Genomic DNA, 20,950 nt, shown 5'->3' on the forward strand with positions numbered 1-20,950 from the left:
GCGCCCATTCTTAGCTGGACCCCATAGTTCATGGTTGATTCTTACGACGACGACGCGCCGCTGGGCGAAAAGAGCAAGACACAGGTCAAGCGCGAGCTGCATGCGCTGCAGGATCTGGGCGAACGCCTGGCCGGGCTGCCGGCCGAGCAGCTGGACCGCCTGCCGCTGACCGATCCGCTGCGCAAGGCCCTGGCCGAGGCGCCCAAGCACAAGACGCACATCGCGCGCAAAAGGCATGTCCAGTACCTCGGCAAGCTGATGCGCGACCAGGACCTGGAAGCCATCCTGGTGCTGGTCGACCAGATGGACACCTCGACGCGGCAGTACAACGAGCGCTTTCACGCCCTGGAGCGCTGGCGCGACCGCCTGATCGCCGAGGGCGACCAGGCGCTGGAAGCCTTCGTGGCGCTCTATCCGGAAACCGACCGCCAGCACCTGCGCGGCCTGGTGCGGCATGCCCAGCACGAAGCGGCGCACAACAAGCCGCCGGCGGCGGCGCGCAAGGTCTTCAAGTACATCCGCACCCTCGACGAAACCCAGCGCGGTCTGCGCTAGGTTTCCGTCCGCGATGGCCACGGCCGGCGCCCGCATCAGGCGCCGGTGCCGCCCACGGTGATGGCATCGATCTTCAGCGTCGGCTGACCTACGCCCACCGGCAGTGACTGGCCGTCCTTGCCACAGGTCCCTACCCCCGCATCCAGGGCCAGGTCGTTGCCAACCATGGACACCCGGTTCATGACCTCGGGACCGTTGCCGATCAGGGTGGCGCCCTTCACCGGGCGACCGAGCTTGCCGTTCTCGATGAGGTAGGCCTCGTTGGTGGTGAAGACGAACTTGCCGCTGGTGATGTCCACCTGACCGCCACCCAGGCTGGCGCAATAGATGCCCTTCTCCACCGAGGCGATGATCTCGGCCGGATCGCTCTGGCCGGCCAGCATGTAGGTGTTGGTCATGCGCGGCATCGGCAGATGGGCATAGGATTCGCGCCGGCCATTGCCGGTGGGCGCCACGCCCATCAGCCGGGCGTTGAGCTTGTCCTGCATGTAGCCCTTGAGGATGCCGTTCTCGATCAGCACGTTGTAGCCGCTGGGCGTGCCCTCGTCGTCGATGGACAGGGAGCCGCGGCGATCCGGCAGGGTGCCATCGTCGACGATGGTGCACAGCGAGGACGCCACCTGGCGGCCGAGCTGGCCGCTGTAGTTGGAGCTGCCCTTGCGGTTGAAGTCGCCTTCCAGGCCATGACCGACCGCCTCGTGCAGCAGCACGCCGGACCAGCCGGCGCCCAGCACCACCGGCAGGGTGCCCGCCGGCGCCGCGGTGGCTTCGAGATTGACCAGCGCCTGGCGCACCGCTTCGCGGGCGTAGCCCAGGGCACGGTCGTTACGCTGGAAATAGCGGTAGTCGCAGCGACCGCCGCCACCGCTGTTGCCGCGCTCGCGGCGGCCGTTCTGCTCGACGATGACGCTGACGCCCAGGCGCACCAGCGGGCGCACATCGGCGGCCAGGGTGCCGTCGACCGCGGCCACCAGGGTGCGCTCCCAAACCCCGGCCAGGCTGATGGTGACCTGCTGGATGCGCGGATCCAGGGCGCGGGTCGCCTCGTCCAGCTGCTTCAGGAAGGCGACCTTGGTGGCGCGATCCAGCACGTCCAGCGGATTGTCCTGGCCATAGAGACGCTGCGCCGGCTCCACCGCGCGAAACGCCTGGACCTGACCCTCGGCGCCGCTGCGGGAAATGGACCGCGCGGCCTGGGCTGCCAGATCCAGGGCCTCGCCGGTGATGGCGTTGCTATAGGCGAAGCCGGTCTTCTCGCCGGACAGTGCGCGCACGCCAACGCCCTGGTCGAGGTGGAAGCCGCCTTCCTTGACGATGCCGTCTTCCAGCAGCCAGGATTCGGAGACGATGCTCTGGAAATACAGGTCGGCGGCGTCGATGCCGGGACCGGCCAGACGCTGCAGCACGGGTTGCAGATCGTCCACCGCGAGTCCGCCGGGACCCAGCAGGGCCGAGCCGACGCTATTCAAGTAATCACTCATGGAAACTCCAGACGACGCCACAGTGGGCGTCGGAACGATGAAAGGGTCGCGACCTGGCCTCTAGCCTACTCGCGGAAGTCTCGGTGCCCTGATGCAAAAGACCAATGGTGGTCATTGCCGTTCGGCCAGGCGCGCCGGCAGGAAGCGGCGGTGCCGGGTCACCGGCATCCGCTGACGCAACGCCGCCTGGCGCTCGGCATCGCGCTCGATGAGCAGCACCGCCTCGCCGCTGGCCTGGACGGCGAGCACCTCGCCCCAGGGATCCACTGCCATGGCGTGCCCCCAGGTGCTGCGGCCATTGGCATGGACCCCGCCCTGGGCGGCGCCCAGCAGATAACTCTGAGTCTCCACCGCCCGGGCGCGCAGCAGCAGCTCCCAGTGGGCCTGGCCGGTGGGCACGGTAAAGGCCGAGGGCGCGCTGATCAGCTCCGCCCCGGCGGCGCGCAGGGCGCCGTAGAGTTCGGGAAAGCGCAGGTCGTAGCAGACGCTCAGGCCCAGGCGGCCGACCGGGGTGTCCACCACCGTGAGGGTCTCGCCGGCGGCATAGTGGTCGGATTCGCGATAGCTGCCCTGGCTGTCGCTGACGTCGGCATCGAAGAGGTGCAGCTTGTCGTAGCGGGCGACGCGGCGGCCCTGGTCGTCATACAGCAGCGAACAGGCGCAGGGCTTGCCCTCGGTGGCGCCGTCGGGCAGCAGCGGCAGGGTCCCGGCGAGCACCCAGAGCCCCAGCTCGCGCGCCCGGCTGGACAGCCAGGGCAGGATCTCGCCCTGACCGAGCGCCTCGGCCCGCGCCAGCTCGGCGGGCGCCGGATGGCCGATGGCGACGAAGTTTTCCGGCAGCACCGCCAGGCGCGCGCCCGCCCCGGCAGCGCGTTCGAGCAGGCGCTCGGCGGCGCGCAGATTGGCCGTCACCGCGGGGCCGCTGACCATCTGCAGGATGGCTATGGACATGCAGGCACTCCAGAAGGGAGCGTCCATCCTAAGCAGCGGGGCGGTCGCAGGGCAATGCTCAATCGCGCTTGCCCGTGGTCATGGTCGGATTCTGCCAGGGGCCTTCGATGTGATAGTTGATGCTGGCCATGCGGGTGATGCGATCACCGATCAGCCGATCGACGATAAACAGCGCGCCACCGATGGCCGGGGCCCCCGCGATCAGCGCGGCCAGCGGCAGGGAGTTGCTGACCGGCAAGCCGACCTTGAGATTGGCGTCGACGCGGTTGCTGGCCATGTCCAGCAGGCCCTGCAGACTCATCTCGGCACCCGGCCCGCTGAGGCTGATGGGCTTGCGGGTGCGGAAGGCGCCCTGCTGGGCATCGAGCACGCCGGTGATGCTGTCGTAGCTCAGGCCCTTGCCGAACAGATCGGAGAAATCCAGTCGCAGGCGGCGGCGGATGGATTCGAAGTTGAGCAGGCCGAAGATGCGCAGCGCCGAGGCCGTGCCCTCCACCTGGCGCAGCTGGCCGTCGTTGAAGCGGGCATCGAGGCTGCCATTGAGGCGGGCCAGGGCGACATAGGCCGGCGAGCCGGGCCAGTCGACCCGGGCATCCAGGCGGAAATCGCGACTGGTGACGCTGGAGGCGAAATTCCAGCCCAGCAGGATATCGGCGATGTTGCCGCCCGCGAGACGCCCCTGGTAGTAGCTGTGGGTCGCCCCCGGCGCCCCTTCCCAGCGCAGGGCGCCCTGCACCTTGAGGCCGCGCAGGTCGAGATCCAGGGCGTTGAAATTGGCGCCTGACGGCGAGGGCCTGAGCTGCAGGCGCTGGGCGCCGACCAGCCTGCCGCCCAGCTCCAGACGGTCGATGGCCAGATTCAGCGCCGGCAGGGCGCGCGGATCGACGTCGGCCAGGGGATCGGGACGTGGCGCAGCGCTTTCCACCGAGGGATCCGCCGGCGTCTGGGGAATGCGCAGGTGCTGCAGGTTGATGTCGATCGGCTGGCCGGTCTGGCGCGGAATGCGTACCTGGCCGGCGATGGTCTGACTGGCCAGGCCGAGTTGCCAGGCATTGCCCTGGGGTTCATAGGTGAGGCGCAGGTTGTCGATCTGCTGACCGAACGCCAGGAAGCGCCCGAAGCTGAGATCGCCCCGCCCGAGGCTGGAGATGTCCAGGGTATTGCCACCGCCCTGCCCTGCGCCACCACTACCACCGCCACTGGCCTTGCCATAGCGCTGATAGACGTCCTGCCAGGCCGCCAGGTCGAATTCCGCCAGTTGGCCGCGCAGGTCGTAGCCGGCGGCCGTGGGCAGATTGGCGGTGCCGCCGCCCAGTACGATCTCGCCGCGGCCCTTGGCGATGGCCTTGGGGTCGAGCATCAGCACGGCATCGGCGAGGCCCTTGTAGGTCGCCTCCACCCGCCGTTCACCGTCGTTGAGGGCCAGGCTGAAGAAGCCTTCGCGCGACTCGTCGGCCTTCTTGCCGAAGGGTGCCGGCAGGTCGACGGTGACGCCGCGCAGATCCGAGGTGACTGCCAATTCGCTGTGCTCGGCCAGGGTCAGGCCCAGGCGATAGCCGAGCAGGCCACGCGCTGGGATGGGTCGGCCTTCGCTGCCCAGCCAGCGTGCCAGCTGGTCGACGTCGACGCGACCATCCACCACCAGCCGGGTGCGCGGATCGTCGGGCTTGCCTTCGGCCAGGGCCTGACCGCGGATGGGCTGGTCGAAGACCCGCGCCTGGATGTCGGGGGCGCTGAGGCCGCTGCGGGTGTCGTAGCGAAAGCTGCCGCGCAGGTCGGTGAGGGTCAGCTGGGGATCGGCCAGTTCCAGACGCGCTTTGTCCGGTGTCAGCTCGACCACCACCACCGGTGGCTGCCCCTTGGCCAGGGGGATGTCCAGATTCAGGCTGCTGTTGGCGAGCGCACCCTCGCCCTTCCAGCCGGCGAACACCTTGGCGGTCGGCAGCGGCGTGTCCTGGAGGATCTTCAGGCCATCGCGCACGCTGCTGTCGAGTCGCGCGCTGAGCCGCAGGTGCGGTGCGCTGCCATCGTGCAGCAGCGGGATGCGCGCCTCGACGTCCCGGACCCGGGTGTCGAGGATGCGTCCTTCGGGAACCTGCACCTTGACCCCGTCGCTTTCGATGAAGACATCGCCACGGGCCTCGCGCAGGGCGGGCCAGCCGGGCTGATAGGCCAGTTGGGCGTCGTGCACCCGGAAGAACAGACTCATGGTGCGCGAATGCGCCGGGGAGCCGTGGCGCAGCGAGCCCTGGTACTGATAGATCCCCTCGTCGATGCGGCCGCCGACGATGGCGGTGGTCAGCCACTGGGCCAGCTCCGGACTGAAATCCGTGGCCGGCAGTTTGGTTGGCAGGTACTTGCGGGTGTAGCTGGCGTCGCCATCCTTGAGGCCGACGCGCAGGTCCATGTAGCTGTCCACCTCCGGATGCAGGCCAAGCTGGATATGCATGTCGCCACTGGCGGCGCCTTCCGGCCCGGTGACCTGCATCAGGGCACTGCCCAGGGTGAAACGCTGGTCGTCGAGACTCCAGGTCAGCCGCGCCTTGGCGGTGCGATAGCGCCAGGGTTCGGGAAAGATATCGCTCAGGTGCAGCATGAAATCGGTGGTGTCCAGGCGCAGCTCGCCGCCGCCCAGGCTGCCGCTCAGGCTGCCGCTGACGCCCTCGGCGGCCGGGGCGCCGTGGTAGGCGGCGAAGCCCACCCGCTCCAGGTTGGCCGCATAGGAAAGGCGCTCGCGCAGCGGCTTCTGCGGATAGACGTCGGCGTTGAGGTTGCGCAGCTGGCCATGGGGCGCCAGGGCCTGGAGCGCCTGGGCGACCGGCGCCGGCAGGGGCGCCAGATCCCGCGCCAGCCGGGCGGCCTGCCGGAGATCCAGCTGGTCGCCACGGACCTGCAGGTGCTGGGCGGCGCTGTCATAGCCCAGGCCATAGCGGGCCTCCAGCGGCTTGCCGTCGAGCTGGGCCTTGAGCGCCAGAGCCCCGTTGTACTGGCTGGCGGCGCCGGCCTGCTGGTCGGCGTCCAGGGTCAGGGCCTGCAGGCGCACCGGAGGATGGTCAGCATAGGCGAGCGTCAGGTCATCCGCCTTCAGCCGCAGGTGGGAACGCTGCAACCGCCCTTCGCTCCAGGCGAACCAGAGTTCGCCTTCCGCCTGGGCACGCCGCAGTTGCCACTGCCGGGTCAGGGCCGCCGGCACCCAGCGGGACCAGTCGCTGGCGGGCAGGCTGAGATAGCCTTCGAGGGTGCTGGCGCGCCAGTCCTCGGGACGCGGCACGGCAGTGAAGTGCGCCGCGACCGCGCCGCCATCGGGCAGCCGAAATCGGGTCGCCAGTTCCAGGGCGCCGCCGAGCTGCCGGGACAGACTGGCTTCGGCATACCTCAGGGTCACGGGTGAACCTTGCTGGGGAATCAGGCTGAGCTGGCTGTCCAGCAGACTGGCATGGCCCAGACGTGCCAGGCCATCGAGCAGCGGACCCGGATCGAAGGCCTTGGCCTCCGGTGCCCGGGGCGGCAGGCCGCGCAGTTGCCAGTGCCCCTGGGCGTCTTCCTGCAGGACCAGATGGACGCCATCGACCTGCACGGACTTGAGTCGCAGCTGGCGATGCCAGAGGCTGCCGAAGACATCCGGCACCACCTGGAGATGATCCAGCTGCACCGTGCCTTCGCCGCGGCCCAGGGACAGGTCGCGCAGGATCAGCACTGGATTCCAGCGGGCCCAGCGCCCTTCGAGGCGGCCCAGGCGCACCGGTTCGCCGAGCGCCGCCGCGGCGCGTGCCTCGACCTCGCTACGGTATTCGCCGACCCAGGGCATGAGCAGCCGACCCAGGCCCAGGTAGAGCGTCACCAGGACGAGCGCCAGCAGCGCCAGACCCAGCGCGCCGCGTTTGAGCAGGGCCATCAAGACGCGGACCTAGAGCAGCACGACATCGTACTGCTCCTGGGAATACATGGTCTCCACCTGGAATTTGACGGTGCGGCCGATGAAGGCTTCGAGGTCGGCGACGTTGCCCGACTCCTCGTCCAGCAGTCGATCCACCACTTTCTGGTTGGCCAGCACCAGATAGGAATTGGCCTGGTAGGCCCGCGCCTCGCGCAGGATCTCGCGGAAGATCTCGTAGCAGATGGTCTCGGCGGTGCGCAGGATGCCGCGACCCTGGCAATTGGCGCAGGGCTCGCAGAGCACCTGGGACAGGCTCTCGCGGGTGCGCTTGCGAGTCATCTGCAGCAGGCCCAGTTCGGTGATGCCGATGATGTTGGTCTTGGCATGGTCGCGTTCGAGCTGCTTTTCCAGGGTGCGGATCACCTGGCGCTGGTGCTCTTCGTCTTCCATGTCGATGAAGTCGATGATGATGATGCCGCCGAGATTGCGCAGCCGCAGCTGGCGGGCGATGGCGGTGGCCGCCTCCAGATTGGTCTTGAAGATGGTCTCTTCCAGATTGCGATGGCCGACGAAGGCGCCGGTGTTGACGTCGATGGTGGTCATCGCCTCGGTGGGATCGATCACCAGATAGCCCCCGGACTTGAGCAGCACCTTGCGTTCCAGGGCCTTCTGGATCTCGTCTTCCACGCCATAGAGGTCGAAGATCGGCCGCTCCCCCGGGTAGTGTTCCAGCCGCGCCGCCACCTCGGGCATCAGCTCTTCGACGAACTGGCCGATGCGCTGGAAATTCTCGCGGCTGTCGACGCGGATCTTTTCCGTGCGCGGCCCGACCAGATCGCGCAGGGCGCGCAGGGCCAGGGTCAGGTCTTCGTAGATGGGCACCGGCGTGGGTCCCTGGAGGTTGCCGGAGATCTGCTGCCAGAGCCGCCGCAGGTAGCGGATGTCGGCGAGGATGTCTTCTTCGCGCGCCGCCTCCGCGGCGGTGCGCAGGATGAAGCCGCCCTCGTGCTCGATGCCCTCGCTCTCCACGCAGCGCGCCATGATCGCCTTGAGTCGTTCACGCTCGGCTTCGTCCTCGATCTTCAGCGAGATGCCGACGTGGGAGGTGCGCGGCATATAGACCAGGTAGCGCGAAGGGATCGACAGATGGGTGGTGAGGCGGGCGCCCTTGGTGCCTATGGGGTCCTTGGTGACCTGCACCACCAGGGTCTGGCCTTCGCGCACCAGGGCGTTGATGCTTTCCACCGCCGCGCCTTCGCGCTGGGAGATCTCGGCGGCATGGATGAAGGCCGCGCGGGCCAGGCCGATGTCGACGAAGGCCGCCTGCATGCCCGGCAGCACCCGCACCACCCGCCCGCGATAGATGTTGCCGACGATGCCGCGCCTGAGGGTACGCTCGACGTGCACCTCCTGCAGCACACCGTTTTCCACGACGGCGACACGGGACTCCATGGGAGTGATGTTGATGAGGATCTCTTCGCTCATGGAGGACTCTTGGACGACGTGGAAGGGCGGAAGGGAGGCCGAGGCGCCGGGCGCCTCAGGACTGGGCGGTCGGCCGTCCGACAGACCGCCAACAAGGGATGGCGAAAGCGCTCAGCAGTTCCGCGGTCTCGCACAGCGGCAGCCCTACGACGGCGCTGTAGCTGCCGTGCAGGCCACGCACGAAGACCGCGCCGGCGCCCTGGATGGCGTAGCTGCCGGCCTTGTCGGCCGGCTCGCCGGTGTCCCAGTAGCGCTCGGCCTCGCCGGGCGCCAGGGGGCGGAATTCCACCTCGGCGGACACCACGCGACTCAGGCAGCGCTCGCCATCGGCAACGGCGACGCCGGTCACCACCCGATGCCGGCGCCCGCTGAGCGCCGCGAGCATGGCCAGGGCGTCGGCGCGATCCCGGGGCTTGCCGAGCAGCCGGTCATCGAGCACCACGCAGGTGTCGGCGCCCAGCATGCAGCCACTGGAGGCACCGGCCAGCACCTGCCAGCCCATGGCCGCCTTGGCCCGCGCCAGGCGTTCGACATAGGCGTCTGCGGCTTCCCCCGGATGCGGGGTTTCGTCCACGGTTGCGGCGACCTTCTGGAAGCCCACGCCGATCTGTTCGAGCAGCTCGGCGCGGCGGGGCGAAGCGGAGGCAAGGTAGAGCTGAGGCATCGACAACAACCAGACGACAGGGGATGACGGGAGAATGCCAGCCTGTTGCAGGTGAAACCAGCTTAGGCTTTGTCTGAAAAGTGCCTGCGCTCGGTCATGCGGCGTTAAAAATCAACTCGGAATGCTCATTTACCCTTCGTAAACTCCGCTTCCTCGCTGATTTTTGCCTTGCCTGACCTTCGCTCAGCGACTTTTCAGACAAGCCTTAGTTGACGCCGAATCTGAGGCGCAGCCCGCGGAGCAGCAGATAGATCCAGGGCCAGAGCAGCGCGCTGACCAGCGAGGGCGTGAGAAACACCAGGGTCGGCGGCCGGCTGCCGGCCAGGGCGTTGAGCCACAGCGCCAGCAGCTGGGCAATGCCATAGACCACCAGCAGCACGAAGCTCTGCTGCCAGATGGGAAAGGCCCGCAGCCGCTGCGCCAGGGAACGCACAAGAAAGACCACCAGGCTCAGCACCAGGGCGGTCTGGCCGAGCAGACTGCCGTAGAGCACGTCTTCGGCGATGCCCATCACCCAGGCGGTGAGCAGGCCGACGCGGTGCGGCAGGGTCAGGGTCCAGAAGGTCAGCAGCATGGCCAGCCACAGCGGCCGACCGATCTCCATGAACTCGGGCATGGGCACCACGGACAGCAGCAACCCGACCAACAGGGTGAGCCAGATCACCCACCCGTTGTAGCCGATGCGCAGCGCCATCAACGATCACCCTCGTCGGGCAGTTCCGGCGCGGGTTGCTGGAGCCGGCGCTGCGACTGGCTAGCGCCTGGCGCCGGCTGAGCGGGCGTGGCGGTCGCGCCCTGGGCCGCCGGCCTGGCCGGCGTCGCCGGGTGCGCCGCGCTGCCGTTGGCGGGCGGCTTGGTCGGCGTGGCGGGATGAGCCGAACCACCGCCCTGCCCCGCCGGTGGCTTGGCCGGAGTCGCGCTGCGACTGCCACTGTTGGCCGCGGGCGCCGGGGTGGCATTGGCGGCCGCCGGCTGCGCGGCCGAGGCGCCGGCCGGCGGCGGATTCGCCGGGGCAGCCGGGCGCTGGGCCGCGTGCCGATCGGCGGCTTCCTGGGCCTCGGCGGCGTCATTGGCGCGCTGTTCGGGCGTGCGGGTGTCGCTGAACACCAGCAGCATGTAGCGACTGCGATTGAGCTTGGCGGTGGGAATGGCGCGCACCACGGCGAAGGGTTGCCCCGAGTCGTGGATCACCTTGGAGACGGTGGCCACCGGGTAGCCGGCCGGGAAGCGCTGGCCCAGGCCGGAACTCACCAGCAGGTCGCCTTCCTTGATGTCGGCGGTGTCGGCCACATAGCGCAATTCCAGGCGCTCGGGATTGCCGGTGCCCACGGCGATGGCGCGCAGGCCGTTGCGGTTGACCTGCACCGGAATGCTGTGGGTCACGTCGGTGAGCAGCAGCACCCGCGCCGAATAGGGCATCACCTCCACCACCTGCCCCATCAGGCCGCTGGCGTCGAGCACCGGCTGGCCGACGAAGACGCCATCCTTCGCGCCCTTATCGATGATGATGCGATGGGTATAGGGATTGGGGTCGACGCCGATCAGTTCGCCGACCAGCACCTTGTCGTCCACCAGGGCGGCGGAGTTGAGCAGCTCGCGCAGGCGCACGTTCTGTTCGGTGAGGGCGGCGAGTTTCTGCAGACGGCGCTGCAGCAGCAGCTGCTCGGCCTTGAGTCGCTCGTTTTCCGCCATCAGCTCGGTGCGGCTGGAAAACTGATCGCTGACGCCTTCCCAGGCGCGCAGGGGAAAGCCCGCCACCTCATAGAGGGGCGAGAGGACCAGCGCCAGTTCGCTGCGTACCGGTTTCAGGTAGTCGAAGCGCGCGTCGGTGACCATGACACCCACCGAAAGGGCGGCCAGGATCAGCAGACGAATGCCCAGCGCCGGGCTTTTGCTGAAAATCGGCTTGATGGTGAGTTCCTCGCAGAACGCGCCCGGCGCTCCGGCCGCCAGGGGCAGCCGGAGCGGGGCCTGTAGCCTGGAACTGCCTTATTCGGTGGACAGCAGGTCCATGGCGTGGCGATCCATCATGTCCAGCGCCTTGCCGCCGCCACGGGCCACGCAGGTCAGCGGGTCTTCGGCGACGATCACCGGCAGCCCGGTTTCCAACGCCAGCAGCTTGTCCAGGTCGCGCAGCAGGGCGCCGCCACCGGTCAGCACCAAGCCGCGCTCGGCGATGTCGGAGGCCAGCTCCGGCGGCGACTGCTCCAGGCAGCTCTTGACCGCCTGGACGATGGTCGCCAGGGATTCCTGCATGGCTTCGAGCACCTCGTTGGAATTGAGGGTGAAGCTGCGCGGTACGCCTTCGGCCAGGTTGCGGCCACGGACGTCGATCTCGCGGACCTCGCCGCCCGGGTAGGCGGTGCCGATTTCCTGCTTGATGCGCTCGGCGGTGGATTCGCCGATCAGGCTGCCGTAGTTGCGGCGCACATAGGTGACGATGGCTTCGTCGAAGCGATCGCCGCCGACGCGGACGGATTCGGCATAGACCACGCCATTCAGCGAGATCAGGGCGATCTCGGTGGTGCCGCCACCGATGTCGACGACCATGGAGCCATGGGCTTCCTCGACCGGCAGACCGGCGCCGATGGCCGCGGCCATGGGCTCCTCGATCAGGAACACCTCACGGGCACCGGCGCCCAGCGCGGATTCGCGAATGGCGCGACGCTCGACCTGGGTCGACTTGCAGGGCACGCAGATCAGCACCCGCGGACTGGGCTGCAGGAAGCTGTTCTCGTGCACCTTGTTGATGAAGTATTGCAACATCTTTTCGCAGACGCTGAAGTCGGCGATGACGCCGTCCTTCATCGGGCGGATGGCGGAGATGTTGCCCGGCGTCCGGCCGAGCATGCGCTTGGCGTCGGTACCGACGGCGACGACGCTCTTCTGGTTGCCGTGGGTACGGATGGCGACGACCGACGGCTCGTTGAGCACGATGCCACGCTCGCGGACATAAATAAGGGTGTTGGCGGTTCCCAGGTCGATCGACAGATCGCTGGAGAACATGCCACGCAATTTCTTGAACATGAGGTGACCCTAGGCGGTGACAAGCAGGCACGCGACAGGACAAACGTGCGGGTAAAAAAGTGCGGCAGACTCTATCAATCGCAGGGATTTAGGGCAAGGCGCCGATATGCTAGATTGAGAGCTTTTCCGGGCCGTTAAGCCCCTGTTCAACGCGGCGCCCGACCCGCCCAGCCCGTCTCCAGCATACGCGGCCACCGACCGGGTCACGCCGCCTTCCTGCTTGGAGAAGCCGATGGCGCTCGAACGCACCGACGTCGAAAAGATCGCTCACCTGGCCCGTCTGGGTCTCGATGAAGCGGATCTCGCCGCTACCACCGCCACCCTCAACGACATCCTCGGCCTCGTCGACCAGATGCAGGCCGTGGACACCACGGGTATCGATCCCCTCGCCCACCCGCTGGACGCCACCCAGCGTCTGCGCCCCGACCAGGCCACCGAAGGCGACCGGCGCGAGGCCTACCAGGCCATCGCTCCGGCCGTGGAAGCCGGCCTGTACCTGGTCCCCAAGGTGATCGAGTGAGACACGACATGCATCAGCTGACCCTGACCGAAATCGCCGCCGCCCTGGCCGCCAAGGATTTTTCCGCCGAGGAACTGACCCGCGGCCTGCTGCAGCGGATCGAGCAGCTCGACCCCCAGCTCAACAGCTTCATCACCGTGACCGCCGACGCGGCCCTGGCCCAGGCGCGGGCCGCCGACGCCCGACGCGCCGCTGGCGAGAATGGCCCCCTGCTCGGTGCGCCCCTCGCCCACAAGGATCTGTTCTGCACCCAGGGGGTGCTCACCAGCTGCGGCTCGAAGATCCTCACCGGCTTCAAGGCGCCCTATGACGCCACCGTGGTGGAGCGCCTGGCGGCGGCCGGTACCGTCTCCCTGGGCAAGCTGAACATGGACGAATTCGCCATGGGTTCGGCCAACGAGTCCAGCCACTACGGCCCGGTCAAGAATCCCTGGGACCTCACCCGGGTCCCGGGCGGTTCCTCCGGCGGTTCCGCCGCGGCCGTGGCCGCGCGCCTGCTGCCGGCCGCCACCGGCACCGACACCGGCGGCTCGATCCGCCAGCCGGCGGCCCTGACCAACCTCACCGGCATCAAGCCCACCTACGGCCGCGTCTCGCGCTGGGGCATGATCGCCTACGCCTCCAGCCTCGACCAGGGCGGTCCCCTGGCGCGTACCGCCGAGGATTGCGCCCTGCTGCTGCAGGCCATGGCCGGTTTCGACCCCAAGGACTCCACCAGCGTCGATCAGCCGGTGGACGACTATCGCGCCGCCCTGGAGCAGCCGCTGAGCGGCCTGCGCATCGGCCTGCCGCGGGAATACTTCGGCGCCGGCCTGGATGCCCGCATTGGTGACAAGGTGCTGGCCGTGGTCGAGGAGCTGAAAAAGCTCGGTGCCACCGTCAAGGACATCTCGCTGCCCACCCTGCAGCACGCGATTCCGGCCTATTACGTCATCGCCCCGGCCGAAGCCAGCTCCAACCTGTCGCGCTTCGACGGCGTGCGCTTCGGCTATCGCTGCGAGAATCCGGTCAACCTGGAAGATCTCTACAAGAGATCCCGTGGCGAAGGCTTCGGTGCGGAAGTGAAGCGCCGCATCATGGTCGGCACCTATGCCCTGTCGGCCGGCTACTACGACGCCTACTACCTCAAGGCCCAGCGCATCCGCCGGCTGATCAAGAACGACTTCGTCGCGGCCTTCGCCGAGGTCGACGTCATTCTCGGCCCGACCACGCCGAACCTGGCCTGGAAACTCGGCGAGAAGAGCAACGACCCGGTCTCCGCCTATCTCGAAGACCTCTACACCATCGCCGCCAACCTCGCCGGCATCCCCGGCCTGTCGATGCCGGCCGGCTTCGTCGATGGCCTGCCGGTGGGCGTGCAGCTGCTCGGCAACTATTTCCAGGAAGGCCGGCTACTCAACGTCGCCCACCAGTACCAGCAGGTCAGCGACTGGCATCGCCAGGCGCCGAGCGGCTTCTGAGGAAGGATAGAGACATGCAATGGGAAACCGTGATCGGGCTTGAGATCCACGCTCAGCTCAGCACCCAATCGAAGATTTTCTCCGGCAGCGCCACCAGCTTTGGCGCCGAGCCCAATGCCCACGCCAGCCTGGTCGACCTGGGCATGCCCGGCACCCTGCCGGTGCTCAACGCCGAGGCCGTGCGCATGGCCTGCAAGTTCGGCCTGGCCATCGACGCCGAGATCGCCGAACGCAACGTCTTCGCGCGCAAGAACTACTTCTATCCGGACCTGCCCAAGGGCTACCAGACCAGCCAGATGGATCATCCCATCGTCGGCAAGGGCCACCTGGACATCACCCTGGAAGACGGCACCGTCAAGCGCATCGGCATCACCCGCGCGCACCTGGAAGAAGACGCTGGCAAGAGCCTGCACGAAGACTTCCACGGCATGAGCGGCATCGACCTGAACCGCGCCGGCACGCCGCTGCTGGAGATCGTCTCCGAGCCGGACATCCGCAGCGCCAAGGAAGCCGTGGCCTATGTGAAGGCCATCCATGCCCTGGTGCGCTACCTGGGTATCTGCGACGGCAACATGGCCGAGGGTTCGCTGCGTTGCGACTGCAACGTCTCGGTACGCCCCAAGGGCCAGGAAGCCTTCGGCACCCGCGCCGAGATCAAGAACGTCAACTCCTTCCGCTTCATCGAGAAGGCCATCAACCACGAGGTCCAGCGCCAGATCGAATTGATCGAGGACGGCGGCACCGTGGTGCAGGAAACCCGCCTGTACGATCCCAACAAGGACGAGACCCGCTCCATGCGGAGCAAGGAAGAAGCCAACGACTATCGTTACTTCCCCTGCCCCGACCTCCTGCCGGTGGTGATCGAGCCGGCCTTCCTGGCCGAGGTGCGCAGTCAGCTGCCCGAGTTGCCGACCGAGAAGCGCGATCGCTTCCAGAGCGAGTACGGGCTGTCGGTCTACGACGCCAGCGTGCTGTCCGCCAGCCGCGAACTGGCCGACTACTTCGAGGAAGTCCAGCGGGTGAGCGGCGACGCCAAGCTGGCCGCCAACTGGGTGATGGGCGAATTGTCGAGCCTGCTCAACAAGCAGGACCTGGACATCGCCCAGGCGCCGGTGAGCGCGGCCCAGCTGGGCGGCCTGATTCTGCGCATCAAGGACGACACCATCTCCGGCAAGATCGCCAAGATGGTGTTCGAGGCGCTGGCCGCCGGCGAAGGCGCGAGCGCCGACGCCATCATCGAAGCCAAGGGCCTCAAGCAGGTTACCGACAGCGGCGCCATCGAGGCCATGCTGGACGAGGTCCTGGCGGCCAACGCCGCCCAGGTCGAGCAATACCGCGCCAGCGACGAAGCCAAGCGCGGCAAGATGTTCGGCTTCTTCGTCGGCCAGGCCATGAAGGCCTCCAAGGGCAAGGCCAACCCCGGCCAGGTCAACCAGCTGCTCAAGCAGAAACTGGAAGGCTGACGGCGGTCGCACGGGGTAACGGAGCGGGGCTGACAGTCCCGCTCCGACCCCTTAAGCTGCTGCCGGTCGTTTTGCCAGGAGGCATCGAGATGCATAGGATCCACCGTGCCGGACTGCTGTCGCTGGTCCTGCTGTTCGCTGGTTGCGCCAGTCAGGAAAGCTTCCCGCCCACGCTGTCCTCCAGTGCTGCCCATGACTATCAGGACACCGGCATGGCGTCCTTCTACTCCAAGTGGCACGCCGGGCGCCGCACCGCCAGCGGCGAGAAATACGATCCCGGGGCCCTGACCGCGGCCCATCGCACCCTGCCCTTCGGCACCCGGGTCCAGGTCACCAACCTGGCCAATGGTCGCAGCGTGGTGGTGCGCATCAACGATCGAGGGCCAACGGTCCGCCGCCGGCTGATCGACCTGTCGCGCAGTGCGGCCGATCGTCTCGACATGGTGGCCGACGGGACCTCCCGGGTCAGCATCCGCAGCCTCGACTGATACGGGCGCTAGCCCTGACAGGCCGGGGCAAAGGCCCATAGCAGCCGTGGCGGCGCCGTGGCGAGCTGTCGGGCGATGGAGGCATAGCGCGGATCGAGCAGACTGGCCGACCAGTACAGGTTTCTGGCGTTCCGCGGATCCCAGCGCCCCGCATAGCCGGGCAGACCGGCCGCGGCGCGCTGCACATCGAAATGTACCGTCGTCTTGCGGAATTCCTCGTGGCTGCGCTGGCCTTGCGCATAGGGCAGCAGCCAGTCGAGTGCCCTGGCCAGGGTCTGGCCTTCAGCGCCCCGCAAGTGCAGCCAGTCCTCGCCGCGCCCCTGGGCCACCGCCGCCGCCAGCACCAGGGGTTCGAGGTCGTAGACCACATAGTGCAGGGCATCGCGCTCGCCGAAGTCCAGCACCTCGCCATCGGGCTTGAGATTGACCGACAGCTGCGCCACGAAGGCCGCCCGCGCCCGGGCGAACAGCGCCGGGTCGTCCAGGGCACCCGCCGCCAGGGTCGCCAGCTTGATCCTGTGACTCTGCCAGTTGTTGCTCCAGACGCCACGGGCATTTCCACGATGCGCCTCCATCTGCTGCAGATAGCCCTCGGCCAGGGTCTCGATGAACGCGCGGGTGCGCTGGGCCGTGGCCTGGGGCAGGTCCGCGGCGGTCAGCCGATAGGCGAGGATGAGACCGCCCAGGTTGGTTTCGTCGATGGGCTGGAAGCTAGGCCGATACCCTGGCAGCCAGGCATCGAGATAGCGCGCCAGCCGTGCCAGGGCCGCGGCATCGCGACTGTCCCGCCAAGCCAGCGCCAGATCGAGCATGTAACCGAAATCGCGCACCGCCGCGGCGGATTGATCGTGGATGCCGGTGTGCGGCAAGGTCCCTGCGGTATGGATCACCGGCAGCGCCTGGGGCTCTGGCGCCGGAGGCCGGCTGACCGCCTGTGCCAGCGCCGCGGCCGAGGGTGGCGTCGCGGCCAGGCAGGCCGAATGCCCGGGCGCTGCGGCCAGGGCGAGATACAGCAAGGCAGCGCTCATGGCGGGAATCCCTGGCTAGCGGTGGCAGGACTGGGCTGGTATCCCCCCAGCCTGGCACCCGCGCCTTAGCAACGCCTTAAGTCAGCCGCCCAGGGTAGCCCTCTGGCGCTGGCGTCCTGCCAGCCGCCCGGAAAACCGGCAAAAAAAAGCCCGCGACCAGGCGACTGGCCGCGGGTTGTGCAACGGCGGGAGAGGCGCCGGAGCCCCTCTCGAACAGCGGATCTTACTGGGGACCGAGCTTGTCCATCAGGGCGGCGAGCTGTTCGTACTCGTCCTGCTTGAGATCGGTCAGCGGGGTGCGTACGGGACCGGCGTCGTAGCCGGCGATGCGGGCGCCCGCCTTGACGATGCTGACGGCGTAGCCGGCGCAACGGTTGCGGATTTCCAGATACGGCAGGAAGAAGTCGTCGATCAGCTTGCCGACCGCCTGGTGATCGTCACGGGCGATGGCTTCGTAGAACTGCACGGCGGTCTTGGGGATGAAATTGAACACGGCCGAGGAATAGACCGGCACGCCCAGCGCCTTGTAGGCGGCGGCATAGACTTCCGCGGTGGGCAGGCCACCCAGGTAGCTGAAGCGATCGCCCAGGCGGCGGCGGATGGCGACCATGAGTTCGATGTCACCCAGGCCGTCCTTGTAGCCGATCAGGTTCGGGCAGCGCTCGGCCAGTTGCTCCAGGTGATGGGGCTGCAGGCGGCAGACGTTGCGGTTGTAGACCACCACGCCGATCTTGACCGACTTGCAGACGGCTTCGACATGGGCGGCCACGCCGTCCTGGCTGGCTTCGGTCAGGTAGTGCGGCAGCAGCAGCAGACCCTTGGCGCCCAACCGCTCGGCTTCCTGTGCATAGGCGATGGCCTGGCGGGTAGAGCCACCGACCCCGGCGAGGATCGGCACGCTGCCCTGGCAGGTGTCCACCGCGGTCTTGATGATGCCGCTGTATTCGCTGGCTTCCAGCGAGAAGAATTCACCGGTGCCGCCAGCGGCGAACAGTGCGGTCGCACCGTAGGGGGCCAGCCACTCCAGGCGCTTGGCGTAGGTGTCGGGGCGGAAGTCGCCGTTGGCATCGAAGTCGGTCAGAGGAAAGGACAGCAGACCGGAAGAGAGGACGTGTTTGAGTTCTTGTGGAGTCATCTTGAGTGCCTCGGCATAGGTTGGACTGGGGCGCGGCAGCTCCGCTACCCGTTGTAAGTCATCGTACAACCTCCTTTATGGAAGGGGCAAGCCCCAACCAGAAAAATGCCTATCGCGGCGTCAAAGCCCTGCTTCAGACCTCTTCCGCCTGGCGTTCCATTTCTTCATGGGCGCGTCTGAGCCGCTCGCGGCTGTTGCTCAGGTGCAGGCGCATGGCCGAACGAGCCGCCTCGAGGTTGCCGTCTTCGATGGCCTGGACGATGGCTTCGTGCTCGGCATCCAGCCGCTTCTGATAGAGCTGCTGGTCGTCGTGGGCGAGATAGGCGGAATTGAGCCGGGTGCGCGGAATCAGCACCGTGCCCAGGTAGCTCATGATGTCGCTGAAGTAGCGATTGCCGGTGGAACTGGCGATCAGCAGATGCAACTCTAGATCCGCGCTCACCGCGCGATCGGGCTGCTCGACGCCGGTGCGCATGGCTTCCAGCAGCGCCCACATGGCCTGCAGTTGCTCGGCCGAGCGGCGCTGGGCGGCCAGGCCGGCGGCCTCGACTTCCAGGCTGATGCGCAATTCGAGCATCGCCAGGACGTCCTTGAGGGTGGTGATGGTGGCCGGATCGATCGGCAATGGCGACTCGGGGCGCCGCTCCAGCACGAAGGTGCCGATGCCGTGGCGCGTTTCCACGTAACCCCCGGCCTGCAGCCGGGAAATGGCCTCGCGCACCACGGTGCGACTCACGCCCTGGGCCTGCATGATGGCCGACTCGGTGGGGAGCTTGTCGCCGGGCTGGAATTGGCCGTCGCCGATCTGCTGAATAAGCACTCCGACGACCTCTTCTGCCAGGCTGCGGGGTCTTTTTCGGGGGCGGGATACGGTAGCTGCTGACATGGATTCTCGTACCGATTGGAAGGACTCTGGAATCATAGCACCCCCCTTCTCCAAAACGCCCGATTTAGACCGCTTAGTCCATATCAGCGACCCTCTCCAACCGCTCTAGGACGCAGCTCTTGACCCTCCAGCAGCAGGTGGCGGCGGTGGTAGGCGCGCAGGCTCGGACGATGGCCGACGCTGACCAGGGTGAGACCCGGATTTTCCGCCAGCAGACGCTCATAAAGTGCGCGCTCGTCCGCTTCGCTGAGCGCCGAGCTGGCTTCGTCGAGAAACAGCCAGTCGGGGGCATAGAGCAGCGCCCGCGCCAGGGCTACCCGCTGCTGCTCGCCGGGCGACAGGGTGCGTTCCCAGTGACGGGCTTCATCCAGATGCTCGCGCAGGTGATCGAGACGGCACTGCTGCAGCACCTCGGCCAGCCGCTCGTTGGAATAGGCATCCGCCGGTTGCGGATAGGCCAGGGCTTCGCGCAGGGTGCCGATGGGCAGATAGGGTTGCTGCGGCAGGAACAGCTGACGACCCGGCGGCACGCCGATCACGCCCTGCCCTTGCCGCCAGAGTCCGGCCAGGGCCCGCAGCAGGGTGCTCTTGCCGCTGCCCGAGGCGCCTTCGATCAGCAGGTGTTCGCCACGGGCGATGCGCAGATCGGTGGGATGCAGCAGCAACCGGCCGGCGGCACCCAGGGAAAGACCTTCCAGGACCAGATCGCTGCTACTGGCATGGGGCACCAGGATGTCGGTCTCCTGGCTGAACTCGGCCATGGTCTCGCGAAAGGTCAGCAGACGATCGGACACGGCGCGCCAGCCGGCCAGGCTGACGTAGGCGTCGACGAACCAGCTGAGACTTTCCTGGACATTGCCAAAGGCCGAATTGATCTGCATCAGATCGCCCAGCTGGATCTTGCCGGAGAAATAGCGCGGCGCCGCTAGGACGAAGCCGGCGATGATGGCGATCTGGCTGTAGCCGGCGGTGAAGAAGGTCAGCCGCTTGGTGTAGTTCATCACCAGGTGGTAGTTGCCCCAGACATAGCCGAAGCGATCCAGCAGCCGGCGGTGCTCGTTGGCCTCACCGCGGAACAGCGCCACGCTCTCGGCCTTCTCGCGGACGCGGATCAGGCCGAAGCGCAGGTCGGCTTCATAGCGTTGCTGCTGGTTGTAGAGACCGATCAGCCGACGGCCGATCAGGTGGGTCAGCCAGGTGCCGACGGTGGCGTAGATCAGGGCGGCCCAGAACATGTAGGCCGGGATGGTGATGCCGAACAGGGTGATGTCGCCGGAGATGCCGAACAGGATGACGCTGAAGGACACCAGGCTGACCACGGTGCGGATGAAGCCCAGCCCGAGGCTCAGGGTGGTTTCGGCGAAGTCGCGGATGTCTTCGGTGAGGCGCTGGTCGGGGTTGTCGGCGCCGCCTTCGCGTTCCAGCTGGTAGTAGTTGCGGTCGGACAGCCAGAGGCCGAAATGCTTTTCGGTCAGCCAGCGCCGCCAGTTGATGGTCAGCGCCTGAGTGAGGTACAGCCGGTACACGGCCAGCAGGATGGCGGTGGCGGCCAGCCCGCAGAAGTACAGCATCAGCCGGATGAAGGCGGCCAGATCGCGATTCTGCAGGGCGTCGTAGAAGTAGCGATACCAGGTGTTCAGGGCCACCGACAGGCCAACCCCGGCCAGCGACAGGGCGATGACCACGGACAGCAGGAGCCAGGCCTTGCCTTTCTCTTCACTGCGCCAGTAGGGAGTGATCAGGGCCCAGACGCGGGCCAGGAAATGCCCACGGGAAGCCCCGTAGACGGAGGGCACGGGTACGGCGGATTCGGACATGCTCGGACTCTAAAGGACTGCTCAACGAGACGCCTGCACAGCCTATGCCGGAAAGCCTGAACGAATTCTGACTGAAACAATGTAACAGTTTGTCGCCCACCGAGATCGTGGGC

The 20,950-nt window shown here is 67.4% G+C and carries 17 protein-coding genes; 5 read left to right on the forward strand and 12 right to left on the reverse strand.

Going from position 1 to position 20,950, the window contains the following annotated elements; translation table 11 throughout:
• Positions 1–30: 30 nt before the first annotated feature.
• On the forward strand, positions 31–555 hold the full coding sequence (yjgA, locus tag CFE50_RS09140) for a ribosome biogenesis factor YjgA (protein WP_007159525.1): 525 nt from the start codon (positions 31–33) through the stop codon (positions 553–555).
• A 35-nt stretch (positions 556–590) separates the two neighbouring features.
• Here the strand turns inward: yjgA and tldD are convergent, their stop codons facing one another.
• The 8 genes from tldD to mreB form a co-directional block, all read right to left on the reverse strand.
• Positions 591–2,036: a metalloprotease TldD gene (gene tldD / locus CFE50_RS09145; RefSeq protein WP_145249540.1), complete on the reverse strand. Its 1,446-nt coding sequence runs from the start codon at positions 2,034–2,036 to the stop codon at positions 591–593.
• 111 nt (positions 2,037–2,147) lie between these two features.
• Positions 2,148–2,987, reverse strand: coding sequence for a carbon-nitrogen hydrolase family protein (locus CFE50_RS09150; RefSeq protein WP_145249542.1), 840 nt, complete (start codon positions 2,985–2,987; stop codon positions 2,148–2,150).
• 58 nt (positions 2,988–3,045) lie between these two features.
• A complete protein-coding gene (locus CFE50_RS09155; RefSeq protein WP_286732892.1) occupies positions 3,046–6,882 on the reverse strand; it encodes a YhdP family protein in 3,837 nt (1,278 codons plus the stop codon).
• Positions 6,883–6,894: 12 nt separating this feature from the next.
• The gene (rng, locus tag CFE50_RS09160) at positions 6,895–8,349 is read right to left on the reverse strand and encodes a ribonuclease G (RefSeq protein WP_007159529.1); all 1,455 of its coding nucleotides are present in this window, start codon (positions 8,347–8,349) and stop codon (positions 6,895–6,897) included.
• Positions 8,350–8,404: 55 nt separating this feature from the next.
• Complete coding sequence (locus CFE50_RS09165; RefSeq protein ID WP_286732894.1) at positions 8,405–9,013, reverse strand: Maf family protein; 609 nt, start codon at positions 9,011–9,013, stop codon at positions 8,405–8,407.
• Positions 9,014–9,218: 205 nt separating this feature from the next.
• Positions 9,219–9,707, reverse strand: a complete 489-nt coding sequence (gene mreD / locus CFE50_RS09170) for a rod shape-determining protein MreD (protein ID WP_286732897.1) — start codon at positions 9,705–9,707, stop codon at positions 9,219–9,221.
• Positions 9,707–10,915: a rod shape-determining protein MreC gene (gene mreC / locus CFE50_RS09175; RefSeq protein WP_286733347.1), complete on the reverse strand. Its 1,209-nt coding sequence runs from the start codon at positions 10,913–10,915 to the stop codon at positions 9,707–9,709. The genes mreD and mreC overlap by 1 nt, the downstream gene beginning before the upstream one ends.
• 87 nt (positions 10,916–11,002) lie before the next feature.
• Entirely contained in the window at positions 11,003–12,040 is a 1,038-nt protein-coding gene (gene mreB, locus CFE50_RS09180) for a rod shape-determining protein MreB (protein ID WP_058790891.1), read from the reverse strand.
• A 232-nt stretch (positions 12,041–12,272) separates the two neighbouring features.
• Here mreB and gatC point away from each other — a divergent pair, with 232 nt between their 5' ends.
• The 4 genes from gatC to CFE50_RS09200 all read left to right on the forward strand — a co-directional run bounded on the left by gatC (position 12,273) and on the right by CFE50_RS09200 (position 15,971).
• Positions 12,273–12,560, forward strand: a complete 288-nt coding sequence (gene gatC, locus CFE50_RS09185; protein ID WP_286732898.1) for an Asp-tRNA(Asn)/Glu-tRNA(Gln) amidotransferase subunit GatC — start codon at positions 12,273–12,275, stop codon at positions 12,558–12,560.
• A gap of 8 nt (positions 12,561–12,568) precedes the next feature.
• The gene (gene gatA / locus CFE50_RS09190) at positions 12,569–14,020 is read left to right on the forward strand and encodes an Asp-tRNA(Asn)/Glu-tRNA(Gln) amidotransferase subunit GatA (RefSeq protein WP_286732900.1); all 1,452 of its coding nucleotides are present in this window, start codon (positions 12,569–12,571) and stop codon (positions 14,018–14,020) included.
• A gap of 14 nt (positions 14,021–14,034) precedes the next feature.
• Entirely contained in the window at positions 14,035–15,483 is a 1,449-nt protein-coding gene (gene gatB, locus CFE50_RS09195) for an Asp-tRNA(Asn)/Glu-tRNA(Gln) amidotransferase subunit GatB (RefSeq protein ID WP_042136092.1), read from the forward strand.
• Between the two features lie 89 nt (positions 15,484–15,572).
• Complete coding sequence (locus CFE50_RS09200) at positions 15,573–15,971, forward strand: septal ring lytic transglycosylase RlpA family protein (protein WP_007159537.1); 399 nt, start codon at positions 15,573–15,575, stop codon at positions 15,969–15,971.
• Between the two features lie 8 nt (positions 15,972–15,979).
• Here CFE50_RS09200 and CFE50_RS09205 read toward each other — a convergent pair whose 3' ends face one another.
• From CFE50_RS09205 to CFE50_RS09220, 4 genes are all read right to left on the reverse strand, one after another.
• Positions 15,980–16,999 (reverse strand): alginate lyase family protein, encoded by a 1,020-nt coding sequence (locus CFE50_RS09205; protein WP_241810152.1) that lies wholly within the window; start codon positions 16,997–16,999, stop codon positions 15,980–15,982.
• A gap of 223 nt (positions 17,000–17,222) precedes the next feature.
• Complete coding sequence (gene kdgD / locus CFE50_RS09210; RefSeq protein ID WP_241810153.1) at positions 17,223–18,134, reverse strand: 5-dehydro-4-deoxyglucarate dehydratase; 912 nt, start codon at positions 18,132–18,134, stop codon at positions 17,223–17,225.
• Between the two features lie 133 nt (positions 18,135–18,267).
• Positions 18,268–19,020 (reverse strand): FadR/GntR family transcriptional regulator, encoded by a 753-nt coding sequence (locus CFE50_RS09215; protein ID WP_027597104.1) that lies wholly within the window; start codon positions 19,018–19,020, stop codon positions 18,268–18,270.
• Between the two features lie 83 nt (positions 19,021–19,103).
• Complete coding sequence (locus CFE50_RS09220; protein ID WP_286732905.1) at positions 19,104–20,837, reverse strand: ABC transporter ATP-binding protein/permease; 1,734 nt, start codon at positions 20,835–20,837, stop codon at positions 19,104–19,106.
• Positions 20,838–20,950 lie beyond the last annotated feature (113 nt).

It is taken from the genome of Pseudomonas sp. PGPPP4 (genome assembly GCF_002256045.1).
Taxonomy (GTDB): Bacteria; Pseudomonadota; Gammaproteobacteria; order Pseudomonadales; family Pseudomonadaceae; genus Chryseomonas; species Chryseomonas oryzihabitans.